Origin of the sequence: Actinomadura graeca (assembly GCF_019175365.1) — a bacterium.
Taxonomy (GTDB): domain Bacteria; phylum Actinomycetota; class Actinomycetes; order Streptosporangiales; family Streptosporangiaceae; genus Spirillospora; species Spirillospora graeca.
In genome coordinates this window covers 2,902,464-2,918,194 of the sequence record NZ_CP059572.1, presented here as the reverse complement: position 1 = coordinate 2,918,194, position 15,731 = coordinate 2,902,464, and the positions used below count along the sequence as shown (strand labels likewise).

General features: G+C 72.0%; 15 protein-coding genes and 2 riboswitches. Of the genes, 5 read left to right on the top strand and 10 right to left on the bottom strand.

Translation table 11 applies throughout. The features are described from left to right. Nucleotides 1-9: 9 nt before the first annotated feature. The gene (gene gcvT / locus AGRA3207_RS12835) at nucleotides 10-1,104 is read right to left on the bottom strand and encodes a glycine cleavage system aminomethyltransferase GcvT (RefSeq protein ID WP_231334844.1); all 1,095 of its coding nucleotides are present in this window, start codon (nucleotides 1,102-1,104) and stop codon (nucleotides 10-12) included. A 75-nt stretch (nucleotides 1,105-1,179) separates the two neighbouring features. Further along, nucleotides 1,180-1,270, bottom strand: a riboswitch (glycine riboswitch). Nucleotides 1,271-1,274: 4 nt separating this feature from the next. Beyond that, nucleotides 1,275-1,370, bottom strand: a riboswitch (glycine riboswitch). 237 nt (nucleotides 1,371-1,607) lie between these two features. On the opposite strand from gcvT, the gene AGRA3207_RS12830 reads away from it, so the two are divergent. Further along, a complete protein-coding gene (locus AGRA3207_RS12830; protein WP_231334843.1) occupies nucleotides 1,608-2,906 on the top strand; it encodes a M50 family metallopeptidase in 1,299 nt (432 codons plus the stop codon). Here AGRA3207_RS12830 and cds1 read toward each other — a convergent pair whose 3' ends face one another. After that, complete coding sequence (gene cds1 / locus AGRA3207_RS12825) at nucleotides 2,907-4,010, bottom strand: L-cysteine desulfhydrase Cds1 (RefSeq protein ID WP_231334842.1); 1,104 nt, start codon at nucleotides 4,008-4,010, stop codon at nucleotides 2,907-2,909. A 91-nt stretch (nucleotides 4,011-4,101) separates the two neighbouring features. On the opposite strand from cds1, the gene AGRA3207_RS12820 reads away from it, so the two are divergent. Then, complete coding sequence (locus AGRA3207_RS12820) at nucleotides 4,102-5,010, top strand: hypothetical protein (RefSeq protein ID WP_231334841.1); 909 nt, start codon at nucleotides 4,102-4,104, stop codon at nucleotides 5,008-5,010. Between the two features lie 15 nt (nucleotides 5,011-5,025). On the opposite strand, the gene AGRA3207_RS12815 is transcribed toward AGRA3207_RS12820, so the two are convergent. Next, entirely contained in the window at nucleotides 5,026-6,603 is a 1,578-nt protein-coding gene (locus AGRA3207_RS12815; protein ID WP_231334840.1) for an ATP-dependent DNA ligase, read from the bottom strand. Nucleotides 6,604-6,724: 121 nt separating this feature from the next. Between AGRA3207_RS12815 and AGRA3207_RS12810 the strand changes: the two genes are divergently transcribed. After that, a complete protein-coding gene (locus tag AGRA3207_RS12810; protein ID WP_231334839.1) occupies nucleotides 6,725-7,507 on the top strand; it encodes a hypothetical protein in 783 nt (260 codons plus the stop codon). A 424-nt stretch (nucleotides 7,508-7,931) separates the two neighbouring features. Here AGRA3207_RS12810 and AGRA3207_RS12805 read toward each other — a convergent pair whose 3' ends face one another. Together AGRA3207_RS12805 and AGRA3207_RS12800 are read right to left on the bottom strand one after the other, a co-directional pair. Then, entirely contained in the window at nucleotides 7,932-8,795 is an 864-nt protein-coding gene (locus tag AGRA3207_RS12805) for an SDR family NAD(P)-dependent oxidoreductase (protein ID WP_231334838.1), read from the bottom strand. A gap of 62 nt (nucleotides 8,796-8,857) precedes the next feature. Next, the gene (locus tag AGRA3207_RS12800) at nucleotides 8,858-9,478 is read right to left on the bottom strand and encodes a TetR/AcrR family transcriptional regulator (protein WP_231334837.1); all 621 of its coding nucleotides are present in this window, start codon (nucleotides 9,476-9,478) and stop codon (nucleotides 8,858-8,860) included. A gap of 82 nt (nucleotides 9,479-9,560) precedes the next feature. Here AGRA3207_RS12800 and AGRA3207_RS12795 point away from each other — a divergent pair, with 82 nt between their 5' ends. After that, nucleotides 9,561-11,021 carry a flavin-containing monooxygenase gene (locus tag AGRA3207_RS12795; RefSeq protein ID WP_231334836.1) on the top strand — a complete coding sequence of 487 codons (1,461 nt, stop codon included), beginning with the start codon at nucleotides 9,561-9,563 and terminating at the stop codon, nucleotides 11,019-11,021. A gap of 59 nt (nucleotides 11,022-11,080) precedes the next feature. Here the strand turns inward: AGRA3207_RS12795 and AGRA3207_RS12790 are convergent, their stop codons facing one another. Together AGRA3207_RS12790 and AGRA3207_RS12785 are read right to left on the bottom strand one after the other, a co-directional pair. Then, nucleotides 11,081-11,728, bottom strand: a complete 648-nt coding sequence (locus tag AGRA3207_RS12790; RefSeq protein WP_231334835.1) for a TetR/AcrR family transcriptional regulator — start codon at nucleotides 11,726-11,728, stop codon at nucleotides 11,081-11,083. A gap of 81 nt (nucleotides 11,729-11,809) precedes the next feature. Next, nucleotides 11,810-12,604, bottom strand: coding sequence for an NAD-dependent epimerase/dehydratase family protein (locus AGRA3207_RS12785; protein WP_231334834.1), 795 nt, complete (start codon nucleotides 12,602-12,604; stop codon nucleotides 11,810-11,812). Between the two features lie 134 nt (nucleotides 12,605-12,738). Here AGRA3207_RS12785 and AGRA3207_RS12780 point away from each other — a divergent pair, with 134 nt between their 5' ends. Next, the gene (locus AGRA3207_RS12780; RefSeq protein ID WP_231334833.1) at nucleotides 12,739-13,458 is read left to right on the top strand and encodes a hypothetical protein; all 720 of its coding nucleotides are present in this window, start codon (nucleotides 12,739-12,741) and stop codon (nucleotides 13,456-13,458) included. On the opposite strand, the gene AGRA3207_RS12775 is transcribed toward AGRA3207_RS12780, so the two are convergent. The 3 genes from AGRA3207_RS12775 to AGRA3207_RS12765 all read right to left on the bottom strand — a co-directional run bounded on the left by AGRA3207_RS12775 (nucleotide 13,455) and on the right by AGRA3207_RS12765 (nucleotide 15,726). Further along, nucleotides 13,455-14,153, bottom strand: a complete 699-nt coding sequence (locus AGRA3207_RS12775; protein ID WP_231334832.1) for a TetR/AcrR family transcriptional regulator — start codon at nucleotides 14,151-14,153, stop codon at nucleotides 13,455-13,457. The two genes, AGRA3207_RS12780 and AGRA3207_RS12775, sit on opposite strands and share 4 nt — an antisense overlap. A gap of 55 nt (nucleotides 14,154-14,208) precedes the next feature. Further along, nucleotides 14,209-14,961 carry an aggregation-promoting factor C-terminal-like domain-containing protein gene (locus AGRA3207_RS12770; RefSeq protein ID WP_231334831.1) on the bottom strand — a complete coding sequence of 251 codons (753 nt, stop codon included), beginning with the start codon at nucleotides 14,959-14,961 and terminating at the stop codon, nucleotides 14,209-14,211. A 228-nt stretch (nucleotides 14,962-15,189) separates the two neighbouring features. Continuing rightward, complete coding sequence (locus AGRA3207_RS12765) at nucleotides 15,190-15,726, bottom strand: MarR family winged helix-turn-helix transcriptional regulator (protein WP_231334830.1); 537 nt, start codon at nucleotides 15,724-15,726, stop codon at nucleotides 15,190-15,192. Nucleotides 15,727-15,731 lie beyond the last annotated feature (5 nt).

The following is a 15,731-nucleotide window of genomic DNA, read 5'->3' as shown; positions in this document are numbered from 1 at the left end:
TCCAGGGTTTCAGGAACGCTTGTAGAACGGCAGGGCGACCACGTCGACCGGCTCGTGCCTGCCGCGGACGTCCACGGCGAGGCCGTCCTCCCCGACACCGCTGTCGAGGTAGGCCATGGCGATCGGCCTGCCCAGTGTGGGCGACGGGGCGCCGCTCGTCACGACACCGCACGGCGTGCCGTCCGACGTGACGACCTGGTACCCCTTGCGCGGCGCCCGGCGCCCCCGGGCCACCAGGCCCACGAGCCTACGGCCCGGGGGCGTCTGCGCCTGCGCCGCCAGGGCGGCCTTCCCGACGAAGTCGCCGGGCTTGTCCAGCTTGACGACGCGGCCGAGGCCCGCCTCGAAGGGGGTCGTCTCGGCGGTCAGCTCGTTGCCGTACAGCGGCATTCCCGCCTCAAGGCGGAGCGTGTCGCGCGCCGACAGGCCGGCGGGGACGACACCGCCGGCCTTCGCCAGCGCCTCCCACAGCCGGACGGCGTCGGAGGCGTCGACGAACAGCTCGAAGCCGTCCTCGCCGGTGTAGCCGGTGCGGGCGACGAGCGCGTCGATGCCGGCGACCGCGGCCGCGAGGATCGCGTAGTACTTCAGCCCGGCCAGCGGCGCGTCGGTGAAGCCCTCCAGGATCGCCTGGGAGCGGGGGCCCTGGAGGGCGATCAGCGCGTAGTCGCCGGAGCGGTCCCGCACGGCGGCGTCGAAGCCCGCGGCCCGCTCGGTCAGGGCGTCGAGGACGACCGCGGTGTTCGCGGCGTTCGCGACGACCATCCACGTCTCGTCGGCCAGCCGGTAGACGATGAGGTCGTCCAGGACGCCGCCGTCGGGCGCGCAGATCATCGTGTAGCGGGCCTTGCCGACCGCCATCGGCGACAGGTTGCCGACCAGCGCGTGGTCGAGCGCGGCGCCCGCGCCCGGCCCGGCGAGGAAGATCTCCCCCATGTGGGACAGGTCGAACAGCCCGGCGCCCTGCCGGACGGCCTGGTGCTCGGCGGTCTCGCTCGCGTAGCGCAGCGGCATCAGATAGCCCGCGAAGTCGACGAGGTTGGCGCCGAGATCCTGGTGGACGTCGTGCAGCGGCGTCTTTCTGGCGGTGGAATCGGCGGACATGGGTTCGGCTCCTTCGTCGCGGGCGCGCGTGGACCCATCGTCCCACCCGCGCACCGGGCGTTTCCGGTGCCTCCCCCTCTGTCATCGGCGCCTGAGAGCTTCACCCGCGCCGTGCGCCGCGGGCTTGCACCTTCGGCGGGGGACGGACGTCCCCGCTTTCCAGAGGTCGCCTGGTCCGTGCGGTCCGTGGGCCTGAGAGGTTCCGGGGAGGATTTGCTCCTTCGGCGTCCCCCGCTGGCGGCCGGGGACTCTCCCGCACGGGATCATCGGCTCCGGCCAGGCTAGCAGCGGCCCAGCTCCGCGACCAGCGGGGCGGGTGCGCCCGGTCGCGGACGAAGGGGCCGCCCACGGCGCCGGAGCGCGATTGCGGGCCGTCCGGTAAGGACGGTCCGCCGCGTCCCATGATCACGTCAAGACTCAACGAAACGCACGCCCGTGACGTACCCTTTGGGGACTGCTGGATACCACCCCCCGGTGCGGGGTGCACGACCGGAGGGGCATGCATGGGCTGGCTGGCGGGAGTGCTGATCCTGTTCTTCGGCCTGCTCGCGTCCATCGCGCTGCACGAGCTCGGGCACTTCTCGTTCGCCAAGCTGTTCCGGGTCCGGACGACCCAGTTCATGGTCGGGTTCGGGCCCACGATGTGGTCCCGGCGCAAGGGCGAGACCGAGTACGGGCTGAAGTGGATCCCGCTCGGCGGCTACATCCGCATGATCGGGATGCTGCCGCCCCGCAAGGGCGACGCCCCGGGCCAGGTCAGGCGGATCAGCACCGGGCCCTGGCAGGGCCTCATCGAGTCCGCGCGCGGCGCGGCGCTGGAGGAGGTCAGGCCCGGCGACGAGGACCGCGTGTTCTACGCCAAGAAGTGGTGGCAGAAACTGCTGATCATGTTCGGCGGCCCCGCCATGAACCTGATCCTGGCCGTGGTCTTCTTCGCGATCCTGCTGATGGGCCTCGGCGTGCAGCGCGCGCAGCCGGTGATCCAGGAGGTCTCGCCCTGCATGGTCCCGGCGAGCCAGTCACGGCTCGACAGCTGCCCCGCGGACGCGGCGCCGACCCCCGCGCAGCAGGTCGGGCTGAAGGCCGGCGACCGGATCGTGTCCTACGACGGCAGGCGCGTCGATGACTACGCCCAGCTCCAGAAGCAGATCCGCGACTCCGCCGGGCGCACGGTCCCGATGGTCGTCGACCGCGGCGGCCAGAAGATCTCGCTGAACGTGCCGATCACCCGTAACAAGATGCGCGACCTCGACAACGAGAACAAGATCGTGGACGTGGGGTTCCTCGGCATCACCCCCGCCAGCGCGCTGGAGCGGCAGGGGCCCGGAGCGGTCGCGAGCACGATGGGCGACCTCACCAAGCACACCGCGGGCGCGCTGGTGCGGATGCCGCAGAAGATGGTCGGCATCTGGAACGCCGCGTTCAGCGGGGAGAAGCGCGACCCCAACGGCCCGATCGGTGTCGTCGGCGTCAGCCGGATCGGCGGGGACGTGGCCGCCTCCGACAAGCTCACCGGCGGCGAGAAGGTCTCCTACTTCGTGATGCTGCTCGGCTCGCTGAACCTCGCGGTCGGGCTGTTCAACCTCGTCCCGCTGCTGCCGCTGGACGGCGGGCACATCGCGGGCGCGCTCCTGGAAGCGATCAAGAAGGGGCTCGCGCGGGTGTTCCGACGCCCCGACCCGGGCTACGTCGACGTCGCCAAGGCCCTGCCCGTCACCTACGTGATGGCCGCCGTGCTGATCGTCATGGGCGGGCTGCTGATCTACGCCGACCTGGTCAACCCGATCCGCTTCTCCGGCTGATCAGAGAAGGTCCGTCGGGGGCATCTCGCCGGTCTTCAGGAAGCACTCCAGCGCCGCCAGGTAGGGGCCGATGTCCAGGCCCTGCCCCTCCAGCCACGCGTCCGAGCCGTAGGTCCCCGCGTACCGCTCGCCGCCGTCGCAGATCAGCGTGACCACGCTGCCGCGCTCCCCGTCCAGCCGCATCCGCGCGATCAGCTCCGCCGCGCCCCACATCGCCGTGCCGGTGGAGCCGCCGACGCTGCGGCCGGTGACCTCGGCCGTCCAGCGCATCGCCGCGACGGACGCCGCGTCCGGCACCTGGATCATCCGGTCGATCACCGTCGGCAGGAAGGACGGCTCGACGCGCGGGCGGCCGATGCCCTCGATCCGCGAGCCCGCCGCCGTCCGGGACGGGTCGCCGTCGGCGAACGAGCCGAAGAACGCCGAGCCCTCCGGGTCGACGACGGCGAGGCGCGTCTGGAACCGCCGGTACCGGGCGTACCGGCCGATGGTGGCGGACGTGCCGCCGGTGCCCGCGCCGACCACGACCCAGGACGGCTCGGGGAACCGCTCCAGCCGCAGCTGCTCGAAGATCGACTCGGCGATGTTGTTGTTGCCGCGCCAGTCCGTCGCCCGCTCGGCGTAGGTGAACTGGTCCATGAAGTGCCCGCCGCACCGGGCCGCGAGCCGCCGCGACTCGTCGTAGATCGCGGACGGGTCGTCCACCAGATGGCAGTGCCCGCCGTGGAACTCGATCAGCCCGATCTTCTCGGGACTCGTCCCCGCCGGCATCACCGCGACGAACGGCAGGCCGAGCAGCCGCGCGAAGTACGCCTCCGACACCGCCGTGGACCCGCTGGACGCCTCGATGATCGTCGTGCCCTCGCGGATCCAGCCGTTCGCCAGCGCGTACAGGAACAGCGACCGCGCCAGCCGGTGCTTCAGCGACCCGGTCGGGTGCACCGACTCGTCCTTCAGGTACAGGTCGATGCACCACTCGGGCGGCAGGGGGAACACGTGCAGGTGCGTGTCGGCGCTGCGGTTGGCGTCGGCCTCGACCTTGCGGATCGCCTCGGAGATCCACGCGCGGCACGCGGGATCGCAGCGGTCCACGGTGCGGCTCACGGCGGCATTCCCCCTCGATCACGGACTGATCACCGGTATCCCTACGATATCCCCGCATGTCACAGGGCATGATGGGGCCCACGGGGGGTAGATGATCGACCTTTTCAGGCAGCGCATCGTGGACACCGGACGGCTGCCGCTGTTCGGCTTCTTCGTCGCGTTCATCGTCACGTTCGTCCTGACGCGGGTGAACGTGCGGCTCATCAGGGCGAACGTCCGCTGGTGGTTCCGCAACGTCACCACCGGCGACCTGCACATCCACCACGTGGTGTTCGGCGTCGTGCTGATGCTCGTGGGGGGCGTGTCGAGTCTCGCCGTCCCCGACCCCTATGTCGGCCTCGACCTGCTCTCGGCCGTGGTGTTCGGGATGGGCTCCGCCCTCGTCCTGGACGAGTTCGCCCTGATCCTGCACCTCAGCGACGTCTACTGGACGGAGAAGGGCCGCACGTCCCTGGACGCCGTGTTCGTCGCCATCGCCGTCACCGGCCTGCTGCTCCTCGGCATCCGCCCGCTCGGGTTCGAGGGCGTCACCCCCGACCCGGGCGACTCGACGCTCACCGGCCTGTACGCCGCCTCACTCGCCATCAACCTCGCGCTCGCCGTCCTCACGCTGCTCAAGGGCAAGATCTGGACGGGCCTGATCGGGCTGTTCGTGCCCGCGCTGCTGATCCTCGGCGCCATCAGGCTGGCGCGCCCCGGCTCGCCCTGGGCCCGCTGGCGGTACACGCCGGGCTCGCGCAAGCACACCCGCGCCGTCCGCAACGAGGAGCGGTTCCGGCGGCCCCTCATCCGCGCCAAGATCTGGGTGCAGGAGTTCATCGCCGGACGCCACGACCTCATCCCGCCCGAGCTCCGCCAGCGCGGCACCGCGGCCGAGCGCACCCGCCGCCGCAAGGCCGCCCGCGCCCAGCGCAAGGCCGTCTCCCGTGCCCGCCGCCGCGCGTTCTCCGGCCAGCGCCGGAAGAACACCGTCCATTTCCCCAGAAGCCGCCGGAAGTAGCCGCCGCCCGAGCGGTCAGCCGCCGGACGGGTCGGTCTCGGACGGCTCGGTCTCGGCCGGAAGGGTCGGAGACACCGACCGGACCGTGTCGATGGTGTCGGCCTCGGCGGCGGACTTGTCGGGGCGGTAGCGCAGGACGCGGGCGAAGCGCAGGGCGATGCCCCCGGGGTAGCGGGGGCTGTGCTGGACGCCGTCGAAGGCGATCTCGACGACGAGCTCGGGACGGACGTGGACGGTCCAGGCGTCCTCGCGGACGGCCAGCTCGCGGAGCCGCTTCGTCTGCCAGGCGAGCAGCTCGTCGGTGAGGCCCTTGAAGGTCTTGCCGAGCATGACGAAACCGCCGGTCGCGGGGTCGCGGGCGCCGAGGTGCAGGTTGGACAGCAGGCCCCGGCGGCGGCCGTGGCCCCACTCGACCGCGAGGACCACCAGGTCGAGGGTGTGCCGGGGCTTGACCTTGATCCAGCCCGCGCCGCGCCGCCCGGCGGTGTAGGGCGTGTCGAGCGACTTGACCATGACGCCCTCATGGCCCCGCGCGACGGCCTCGTCGAAGACCTCCTTCGCGCGCGCCGGGTCGCCGGTGACGACGCGCGGCATGCGCAGCTCCGCCGGGACGACGCGGGCCAGCGCGGCGTCCCGCTCGGCGCCGGGCGCGTCGAGGAGGTCGGTGCCGTCGAGGTGCAGGACGTCGAACAGGAACACCGCGAGCGGCACCGGCGTGACGTTCCTGGCCGTCCTGGTGGCGGTCCGCGCGGCGGTGACCTGGAACGGGTGCGGGTGCCCGTCCGGGCGCAGCGCGATCAGCTCACCGTCGAACACCGCGTCGCGGACGGGCAGCCCGCGCACCGCCCCGGTCACCTCGGGCAGCCGGGCGGTGATCTCGTCGAGCGTCCGGGTGAAGATCCGGACCTCGCCGCCGGAGACGTGCACCTGCGCGCGGATGCCGTCGAGCTTCCACTCCACGGCGACGTCGGTGCCGGACCCGGCGGTGAGCTTGCCGAACGCCTCGTCCAGCGACGGGGCCGCCGCCGCCAGCATCGGCTTGATCGGGCGCCCGACCTCCAGGGTGAAGGCGTCCAGCCCGGCGGTGCCCTCGGCCAGCGCCGCGGCGGCGACCGGGCCGAGCGAGCCGCGCAGCATGACCGCGCGCCGGACCCGCGCCGCCGGGACCTCCGCCGCGGCGGCTATCGCCTCGGCCATCACGCCGTCCAGCGCGCCCTGCCGCAGCTCGCCCGCCAGCAGCCGGATGAGGAAGTCCTGCTCGGGACGGGTGGCGCGGCCGAGCACCGCGGCGAGCAGCTCGCGCCGCCGGGCCACCGACCCCGGCCCGGACACGCCGCCGATCCCGGTGAACGCCGCGTCCACCTCCAGGACGGTCAGGGACGCCCCGGACGCGGGCGGCGGCACGTCGCGCAGCGCCGCGTAGCCCACGCCGATCTGCCGCTGGGGCAGCTCACCGGACAGGTAGGCGACCACGACGGCCGCCTCGCCCGGTTCCGCCGCGCGCAGGCACCCGGCGAGGGCGGCCACCTTGGCCTTGCGGCCCGGGGTGCCCGCCACCGCCGCCGACGTCGCGGCCAGCTCGGCGATGCGCACCCTCCCATTGTGACCACCCGGTCTGACAATTGATCCCGCCGGGGGGTTGGTCGGCGGCGGCACGCCTGACTACCGTGACGGTGAGGGCCATGAGAGCGGTCGGAGGAGTGAGGAGCGGGGTGTGGGGCTTCCGCGTCCGCAGGAGTCGTTCGAGCGCCCGTACTCGGCGCCGGATCCGCCGTCCGCGGCCCGCCGGCCGAAGCTGCTGGCGCTGCTCGTCGCGCTCGTCTCGTTCGCCGTGGCCGCCGTCGTGGTGTTCCTGGTGATGCCCATGGGCGGGGACGGGAAGCAGGCCCGCACACCGCCCCGCGACCTGACCGGCGGGACGCCGGACGCCTCGTCCGAGCCCACCTCAGGCGCCTCGTCGGAGCCCACGCCGGGGGAGTCGCCCGCGCCGGGTCCGACGCCGGCCCAGCCGATTACCTCGCTGCCCAAGGCGTGCGGGACGGTGTCGAAGGGCACCATCGGCCAGATCATCCCGGGCGCGCGGCCGCGGGAGAGCGCCAACTCGACACTGACCACGTGCACGTACTCCGCGACGGGGCGGGCGTTCCGCTGGCTGCGCGTCGAGGCCCACCTGTATGCCCCGGGCAACTCCGACGACCCGGTCAAGGACGCCCAGAGCTATTACGAGACGCAGTGGACGCAGGCGCACAACGCCCCGCTGGTGCGGACCATCAGGCTGGAGCCGCAGGCGGGCATCGGCGACCAGGCGTACCGGTGGTTCAAGGCCGACAAGGGGCAGCCGACGGTCGTCGGGCAGGTGACGGCCCGGTTCCGCAACGCGGTCGTCACGGTCAGCTACAGCGAGGACGCGCCGCGGGGCGGGCAGGACGGGCGGGAGCGGTCGTGCCTGGCCAACGCGGCGCGGGTCGCCCGGGAGACTTTGGGTGCACTGCGCTGACCCATTTCTGACCTGAATCGGCCGATCATGGCATAATTTCTGTCAACAGCTCCTAAGGTGATGACGGAAAAAAGGGGAGGAGTGCGCCGGTCATGCTCCCGCTCCATGATCGGTGATCGGCGTGCGAGTGCCTGGGAGGAGGAGGTCGACACAGTGACCGTGCCATCGGTTGGAGTGTCCTGGGTGAGGTGAAAAGCCCAGGTCAGAACAGGCTCTCACCTGCGGGCCGCGAAGTGGACCCCGCTTCGCGGCCCTTTCCGTCTCCCCCGGGCGGGCCATCGCGTCCGCGATTTACCGCCCTCCGTCGAACAGATTTAACAATTGACGTATGCGAGATCGTATATATGAAGTTCGACATCGTGACAAAAGGCGGGGGAGGAAAACCCGGCCACCGTTCCGCGGCCCGTCCGGCGGCCGGGAGTGCCTAACCCTGAGGTATTGGAATTCTGGCCAGCAGGCGCAAGGACGATGGCGACACCCGTGACAGCGTGTGCAGCAGGCGGCCCTCGAAGTTGACCGGGACCACGGCCCGGTTCTTGATGATGGCGCCGACGATGTGCTCGGCGACCTTCTCGGGCGGATAGTGACGCAGCGCGAGGGCCTTGTTGCCGCGCCGGCGGACCCGCTCGCGTCCGTCCTCGTCGATGCCCACATAGGTCGCGTGGTCGACGATGCCCGTCCCGGAGAAGCCCGGGCAGACGGCGGTGACGCCGATCCGCGACCCGGCCAGCTCGGCGCGCAGGCACTGGCTCAGCATCAGGACGGCGGCCTTGGTGGTGCAGTAGGCGGGCAGGGCGCGCCAGGGGGCGTACGCGGCGGCCGACGCGATGTTGACGATGTGCCCGCCGAGGTTGGGCTTGTCGGGCTTGTTGGGCAGGGCCTCCACGCGGTCCGCCATCTGCTTGCCGAACAGGCGCGAGCCGTGGACGACGCCCCAGAGGTTCACGCCGAGGATGCGCTCCCAGTCGGCGACGGCCGTGTCGAGGAACGGCCCCGCGACGGCGATCCCGGCGTTGTTGACCACGATGTCGGGCACCCGGTGCGCGTCCTTCACCTCGGCCGCGAACCTCTCCATCTGGGCGGCGTCCGACACGTCCACCCGGTAGGCGGCGCCGCCCGGGCCGACCGACTTGGCGAGCGTGACGGTGCGTTCCGCGGCGGGCAGGTCGACGTCGGCCGCGACCACCGTCGCGCCGCGCCCGGCCAGTGCCAGCGCGGTGGCCCGGCCGAGCCCGCCGCCTGCTCCGGTGACGACGGCGAGCGCTCCGTCGAAGTGCGCGAGGGGCATGGACACCTCCGTGAGTGCGATGATCCAGTGTTTACTACAACCCCGGTCACTCGAACCACGACCTAGGGTGCCGAGACGTAGAGGCTCAGGCCGTTCCAGCAGAAGTCGGTCATGTAGCGCGCCGCGTCCTCCGCCGAGACCTCGGGGCGATGCGTGCACCACTGCGCCAGCCGCTCGCTCGCGCCGATGATGATCTCGGTGAACGCCTCGACGGCGTCCCGCGGCGCCGATGGCGCGAACGTCGTGAGCACCCCCGCGATGAGCGTGCTCTGCTGCCGCCGCGTCGCCTCGATCGCCTCCAGGGTCTGCGGGGACGCGGCGAACGGCTCGCGCAGGAGCATGTCGAAGGACTTGCTGTGGGCGTCGATGAACGAGAAGTAGGCGACCATCCCGCGCCACAGGATGTCCTCGGGCGCCGTCGCCCCGGCCATGGCCTTCTGGGTGACGTCGAGCAGCTCGGCCTTCGACCGGGTGATGCAGGCCAGGAGCAGGCCGTCCTTGGAGCCGAAGTACTCGTACAGCATCGGCTTGGACACCCCGCAGCGTTCGGCGATCTCGTCCATCGAGGCGGCCTGGTAGCCGCGGTCCCCGAAGACCTCCTCCGCCACGTCGAGCATCTGCCGTTCGCGCTCGGCCCGGGACATCCGCCGCCGGCGGGGCGGTGGCGATGTGGCGCCACTCACAGGAGATCCTCCCTGTTGGACCTACCGTCAGTAACCTACTGCCGGTAACTTACCAGGAGTAGGTTACGTGGAAGGACGGGTCATGGGCGAGCGCACCGCGTCGATCGTCATCATCGGCTCCGGTTTCGCCGGCCTCGGCATGGCGATCCGGCTCAAGGAATCGGGTTTCCACGACTTCGTGGTGCTGGAGAAGAGCGAGGCCCTCGGCGGGACGTGGCACGACAACACCTACCCCGGCTGCGCCTGCGACGTCCCCTCGCACATGTACTCCTTCTCGTTCGAGCTGAACCCCGGCTGGTCGCGGATGTTCGCGCCGCAGCCGGAGATCCGCTCCTACATGGAGCGCACCGCCGACAAGTACCGCGTCCGCGAGCACATCCGCTTCGGCAGCGCCGTCGACGCCATGGAGTACGACAACGGCGCCCGCCGCTGGAACGTCACCCTCGCGGACGGGACGGTCCTCACCCCGAAGGCCGTCGTCTCCGGCATCGGTGCCCTGCACATCCCCTCCTACCCGGATCTGCCCGGCATCGAGCGGTTCCAGGGGACCACCTTCCACTCCGCCGAGTGGGACCACTCCTACGACCTCACCGGCAAGCGCGTCGCCGTCATCGGGACGGGCGCGTCCGCGATCCAGTTCGTCCCGCGGATCGCCGGGCAGGTGGAGGAGCTCGTCCTGTTCCAGCGGACGCCGCCGTGGATCCAGCCCAAGCCGGACCGGCCCATCCCCGCGTCCCTCCGCAAGGTGTTCGAGAGGGTCCCCGGTGCCGCGCGCGCGTTCCGCAACGGCATCTACTGGGCACTGGAAGCGCGCGCGGTCGGCTTCACCATCGACCCGCGCCTGTCCCTCCCGCAGGAGAAGCTCGCCCGCTGGCACATCGCCAACCAGATCTCCGACCCCGTCCTGCGCGCCAAGGTGACGCCCGGCTACACCATCGGCTGCAAGCGCGTCCTGCTGTCCAACGACTACTATCCGGCGCTCGCCCGCCCCAACGTCGAGGTGGAGACCTCCGGCATCGCCGAGGTCCGCGAGAACTCCGTCGTCACCGAGGACGGACGCGAGCACGAGGTCGACTGCGTCATCTACGGCACCGGCTTCAAGGTGACCGACGCGCTCACCGACCTGCGCGTCACCGGCCGCGGCGGCGTCAAGCTCCAGGAGATCTGGGCGGACGGCATCGAGGCGCACCGGGGCACCACGATCCCGGGGATGCCCAACTTCTTCATGCTGCTCGGCCCGAACACCGGCCTCGGCCACAACTCGGTCGTCTTCATGATCGAGGTGCAGATCCGGCACGTCCTCAGCTGCCTGCGCCTCCTCCAGAAACGCGGCGCCGACGCGATCGAGCCCAGGCCCGAGGCGTCCCGCCGCTTCAACGACCGGATCCACAAGCGCCTGCGCCGCGCCGTCTGGAGCGAGGGCGGCTGCCAGAGCTGGTACCTGGACGAGCACGGCGTCAACCGCACCCTCTGGCCAGGCCACACCTTCGAGTTCTGGTCCGCCACCCGCAAGGCCGACCCCGACGAGTACACCTTCTCCTAGCCGCGTCCGCCTCATGGCCGGTCAGGACGGCGACGCGCGGCCCCAGGACCGCGCGTGGGTCACTTGGCCGGGGCGAACATCGGCTTGACGCCGGCGACGATCTGGCGGATCACGGGCCGCTGCTCGGCGGGCGTGCGGCCCCGCAGGTCGTGGATGGGGTCGAGGCCGTCGTAGTAGGGGGCGAGCGCCAGGAACGGCAGCAGGGTCAGGATCAGCGTGGCGAGGACGTCGAGGTCGGCGTCGTCGCGGATGTCGCCGTGCTCCTGCCACAGCCGCAGCGTCGGGTGGATGACCTGGAGGTAGTGCTGGTTGGCGGTGTCGCGGACGACGGAGCGGACGCCGTTGTCCAGCTCGAAGTTCGTCGCGGCGGTGACGGCCCGCTCCAGCGGATGGTCGGCCATGTACTCGGTCCAGTCGCACAGGACGTCGAACAGCCACTCGTCGAAGGGCTGGTCGAAGTCCAGCCGGGAGATGCGCCGCTCCATCTCCTCGCGGACGCCCCGGGACGCCTCGTCGCACACGAACGCGAAGAACTCCAGCTTGTCGCTGAAGTACTGGAAGAGCGAGCCCTTGGCGATGCCCGCCTCGCGGGCGATGGTGTTCAGGCTGCCGGTGGAGTACCCGTGCTCGCCGAACTCGCGCATCGCCACCTCGAGGACCCGCTCGCGTTTGGCGACGTTGAGCCGGAACCACGTGGACGTCGGCATGAACCCCTTCGACTTTCCGTCAGGAAGCGGTAACCCACAGGTCAGGATAACGGTCCGGGGCGTCCCGTGTGACCTGAAACATCACCCGCGTCCGGCCGCCCCGGGCAGGTGCCGGAGCGTGAACCCGGCCGACGCGAAGCCTCCGCCCTGCGGGGTGCCGACGGCGACGAACGTGTCGGGCAGGCCGTAGGAGGCGGCGTCGTCGAGCGGCTCGTAGCCGAGGCGTGTGTCCAGCTCCCAGAAGCGGCGCGCGTTGGCCGACACCGCGTAGGCGGCGAGGAAGCCGGGCGACGGGACGGTCAGCGCCGCCTGCACGAAACCGGCGCAGTCGCGATGGCTGAGCCAGGTCGCCAGATGGCGCGGCTCGGACGGGTGGAGTTCGAGGCTGCCGATGCGCAGGCACACCACGTCCAGGCCGAACTTGTCGGCGTAGAGTCGGCCGAGGGCCTCGACGGCGACCTTGCTGGCGCCGTACATGCCGTCCGGCCGGGGCGGCATGGCGGGGGAGACGCTCTCGGTGGAGGGGTAGCAGCCGGTGACGCGATTGCTGCTGGCGAGGACGACCCGGGGGACCCCGGCGAGCCGGGCGGCCTCCAGGATGCGGTGGGTGCCGAGGATGTTGCCCTCGACCAGGTCGGGGAACGGCGCCTCGTCGGGCACCCCGGCGAGGTGGACGATCGCGTCCGCGCCCTCGGCGATGCGCACCGCGTCGGGCAGGCCGAGGTCGGTCCGGTGGACGGTCTCGTTCGGCGCCTCGACGTGCAGCGGCGCACGGTCGGCGAGCACGAGCCCGGCCGCCGCGTCGCGCAGCGGGGTCCGCAGCGCGGTGCCGACCCGGCCCGCGGCACCGGTGAGGACGATCGTTCCCAGGAGCATGCCGTCAGTCTCTCGTACGCGAGAATGGCTCCCGGAGGGTGACTGTTAACTGACAATCCGTCCGGCTGGGGTTGAACCGTCCAATCAATGCATGTTTCCTTTTTGTGACATACCGGATGGCGGAGGTGACGGCGGTGCGAGCAGCATCGGGCGGCAGGGTACTCGCGGGGGCCGGTGTGGCGGCCGTCCTCGCCGTCTCCGGGGCGGCGCCCGTGGTCGCCGAACCCACCCCTACATCCAGCCCGGCGGAACCGTCCCCCACACCGACGGAAACGTCGAAACCCACGCCCACCCCTACGCCGACACCTACCCCCACTCCTACGCCGACTCCCACGCCGACTCCCACCGCGACCCCGACGGCGACGAAGCCGCCGAGCAAGTCCCCCGGCAAGAAGCCCACCAAGTCGCCGACCAAGGCGCCCAGCAAGACGCCCAGTAAGACGCCTGGCAAGACGCCGAGCAAGACGCCCGCCAAGAAGCCGGGCAAGTCCCAGGACAAGACGCCCGGCAAGCAGCCCGCCGGTGTCCCGGCGCCGAGCGCGCTCCCGTCCGGCGTGAACGCGGGCCCGATGCCGGCCGCCGCGTTGAGGCCCGCGAGCACCGGCTCCCTCCCGGAGGCGAGGGGACCGCAGGTCGCGCCGCCGGTCGCCGCGCCGCGCGTCGCGTCCCAGCCGATGGCGCCGGTGCCGATGTCCAACCTGCGCCACGTCCCCGGCCGGGAGCCCGTCGTCGACGAGCTGACCGCGCTGCACGCCGGGGCGCTCGCAGGGCTCGGGTCCTCGGTGACGCTGCTGCTGTTCCGGCTGCGTCTCGTCCGCCGCGCGAGAAGCCGCCACACCCACCGGCCTGGCTAGCCCGCCAGGCGGATGAGGATGCGGCACACCTCGTCGATGATCTCGGCGGCGTCGGTGCCGCCCTCGGCGGTCGCGATCTCCCGTCCGGCCTCGCCGATCACGGTGGTGAGCACCAGGCTCAGCACCTGGCCCGCGCGTCCCGCCTCGGCCGGGCCGGACGCGCCGTGCAGCAGCCGGGTGTTCTGCGCGATCCACCGCTGCGCGCGGCTGCGCCGCATCAGCGACGAACCGGGCGGGCCCTCCCCGCCGTGGAACAGCCGCGCCGCCTCACGCCGCTCCCAGCACACCCGCAGGTACGCGCGGGCGCCCGCGATGAACAGCGCGATCGGGTCGGTCTCGCCGTCCCTGCGCGCGTCGGCGACGGCCTGCGCCGCGCTGCGCTCCTGCTCGGCGGTGAGGTCCTCCCACAGCGCCACGTACAGCCCGGCCTTGCCGCCGTAGTGGTGGTAGAGGCTGCCGACGCTGATGCCGGACCGCTCGACGATCTCGGCGATGCCCGCGCCGTCGTACCCCCGGTCGGCGAAGACGCGCTGGGCGGCGCGCAGCAGCGCCTGCCGGGTGGCGTCGGCGCGCGCCCACTGGCGCCCTCCGCCGGTCCCGGTGCCCACGCCTCCGCCGGTCCCGGTCCCGCCGCCGGGACCGCCTGCCGTGCCGTCGTCCCGGTCGTCGTCGGGGCGCCGTCCGTTCGTCCGCATCCCGCCATCGTGTCAGGTCAGGGGTGGTGGACGCCGCCCGGCACCGGCCGGCGGCTCAGTACCAGTTGTGCGCCTGCCACCAGGACCAGGCGCCGCACGGGTCCTTGTAGCGGGCCTTGATGTAGCCGAGGCCCCAGGCGATCTGGGTGGGGGAACTGGTGCGCCAGTCCGCGCCGGCGCTGGCCAGCTTGGAGCCGGGCAGTGCCTGTGGGATGCCGTACGCGCCGCTGGAGGGGTTGACGGCCCGCTCGTTCCAGCCGCTCTCGTGGTTCCAGAGCGTCAGCAGGGACGGCCAGCAGCGGCCCCAGCCCTTGAGCGCGTTCATCTTCTTGCCGTACGCCTTGTTCTGCCCGGCGCTGGGGTTGGACTTGGCGAGCCGCTCGCGTTCCTGCTCGGCCTTGAGCTTGGCGCGCGCCGCCGCGTCGCGCTTGGCCTTCTCCTTCAGTGCCTTGAGCTCGCGGACGTGCTGCTCGTAGGCGCGCTTCTTGGCGGCCGCGATCGAGTCCGCCGCGATCGGGTCCATGTCGGAGCCGGTCAGCTTCGCCAGCATGTCGTTGGCGGACAGGCCCTCCGCGGCCATCTTCGGCGGCTCGTTGGTCCCGCCCATCCGGTTCAAGTCCACCAGGACGAGCGCCGCCGCGAGCCCGCAGATGGCGACGATGGTGATGGTGACGTTGCTGGTGAGCACCCGCCGCAGCCGCCGCCGCGGGACGGGCGGGGGCCCGCCCCCGTACGGGTCGCGCGACGCGTGCGGGCCGTACGGATCGGGCGGATCACCGGAGCCGGACGCCGAACGCGGGGGCGGCACCCGGCCGTCGCCGCGTCCCGTCCGGGCGCGTTCCCCGCTCCGCCTCCGTCCGGATCCTCGCCGATCGGAACGGGTGCGCTTCGAGGGGGCCGGGGGTCGACCGCGTGTGCCGTGGCTCTGTGGCATAGGAGAAGACTGCCTTATCGGCCGGGATTGGTGTCGTCTCGGACGATGTACGTGCGCCAGGTGGCCCGTGGTTCACGCTCCGGCACGTCCGGGGCCCGGATTCTAGAGCTCCACGTCGCCGGCCGCCAGCCTCGCCGGCTGGAGCGCCTCGAACAGCGCGCGGTACATGCCGCCGAGCCCGGCGAGCGCGCCGTCCGGCGCTTCGAGGGCCTCGTTCGCCGCACCCGCGCGTTCGCGCCCGCCGGGGGTGATGGCGACGAGGGTCGCGCGGCGGTCGCGGGGGTGCCGGGCGCGGGTGACGAGCCCCGCCGCCTCCAGCTGGTCGACGGTGAGCTTCACCGTCGTCGGATGCATCATCAGGATCCGGGCAAGGGTGCTCAGCCGGGCGTGCCCGTTCGCGGTGAGGGCGAGGGTGGTGAGAAGGAAGTACCCGGTGCGGCCTAGACCGAGCCTTTCCAGCTCGGCGTCCAGCCCCTTCTTGAGAAGCTGCTGGAGCCGCCCGACCGAGCAGATCGCCATGAACGGCCACGGCCCGCCCGGCAGGCCCTGCCCTTCCCAGCGGTCCCTGATGCCTGTGACCAGCGGGTCCACGCTGCCTGCCGTGTCCGCGCCGGTGTCGTGTCGAGCCTGGGTGTGCACGTGAT

Excerpts from the sequence above, each read along its gene's own strand:
- AGRA3207_RS12805 (WP_231334838.1), bottom strand. The coding sequence starts at position 8,795 with ATGCCCCTCGCGCACTTCGACGGAGCGCTCGCCGTCGTCACCGGAGCA.
- AGRA3207_RS12795 (WP_231334836.1), top strand. The coding sequence starts at position 9,561 with ATGGGCGAGCGCACCGCGTCGATCGTCATCATCGGCTCCGGTTTCGCC.
- AGRA3207_RS12820 (WP_231334841.1), top strand. The coding sequence starts at position 4,102 with ATGATCGACCTTTTCAGGCAGCGCATCGTGGACACCGGACGGCTGCCG.
- AGRA3207_RS12830 (WP_231334843.1), top strand. The coding sequence starts at position 1,608 with ATGGGCTGGCTGGCGGGAGTGCTGATCCTGTTCTTCGGCCTGCTCGCG.
- AGRA3207_RS12775 (WP_231334832.1), bottom strand. The coding sequence starts at position 14,153 with ATGCGGACGAACGGACGGCGCCCCGACGACGACCGGGACGACGGCACG.
- gcvT (WP_231334844.1), bottom strand. The coding sequence starts at position 1,104 with ATGTCCGCCGATTCCACCGCCAGAAAGACGCCGCTGCACGACGTCCAC.
- AGRA3207_RS12785 (WP_231334834.1), bottom strand. The coding sequence starts at position 12,604 with ATGCTCCTGGGAACGATCGTCCTCACCGGTGCCGCGGGCCGGGTCGGC.
- AGRA3207_RS12790 (WP_231334835.1), bottom strand. The coding sequence starts at position 11,728 with ATGCCGACGTCCACGTGGTTCCGGCTCAACGTCGCCAAACGCGAGCGG.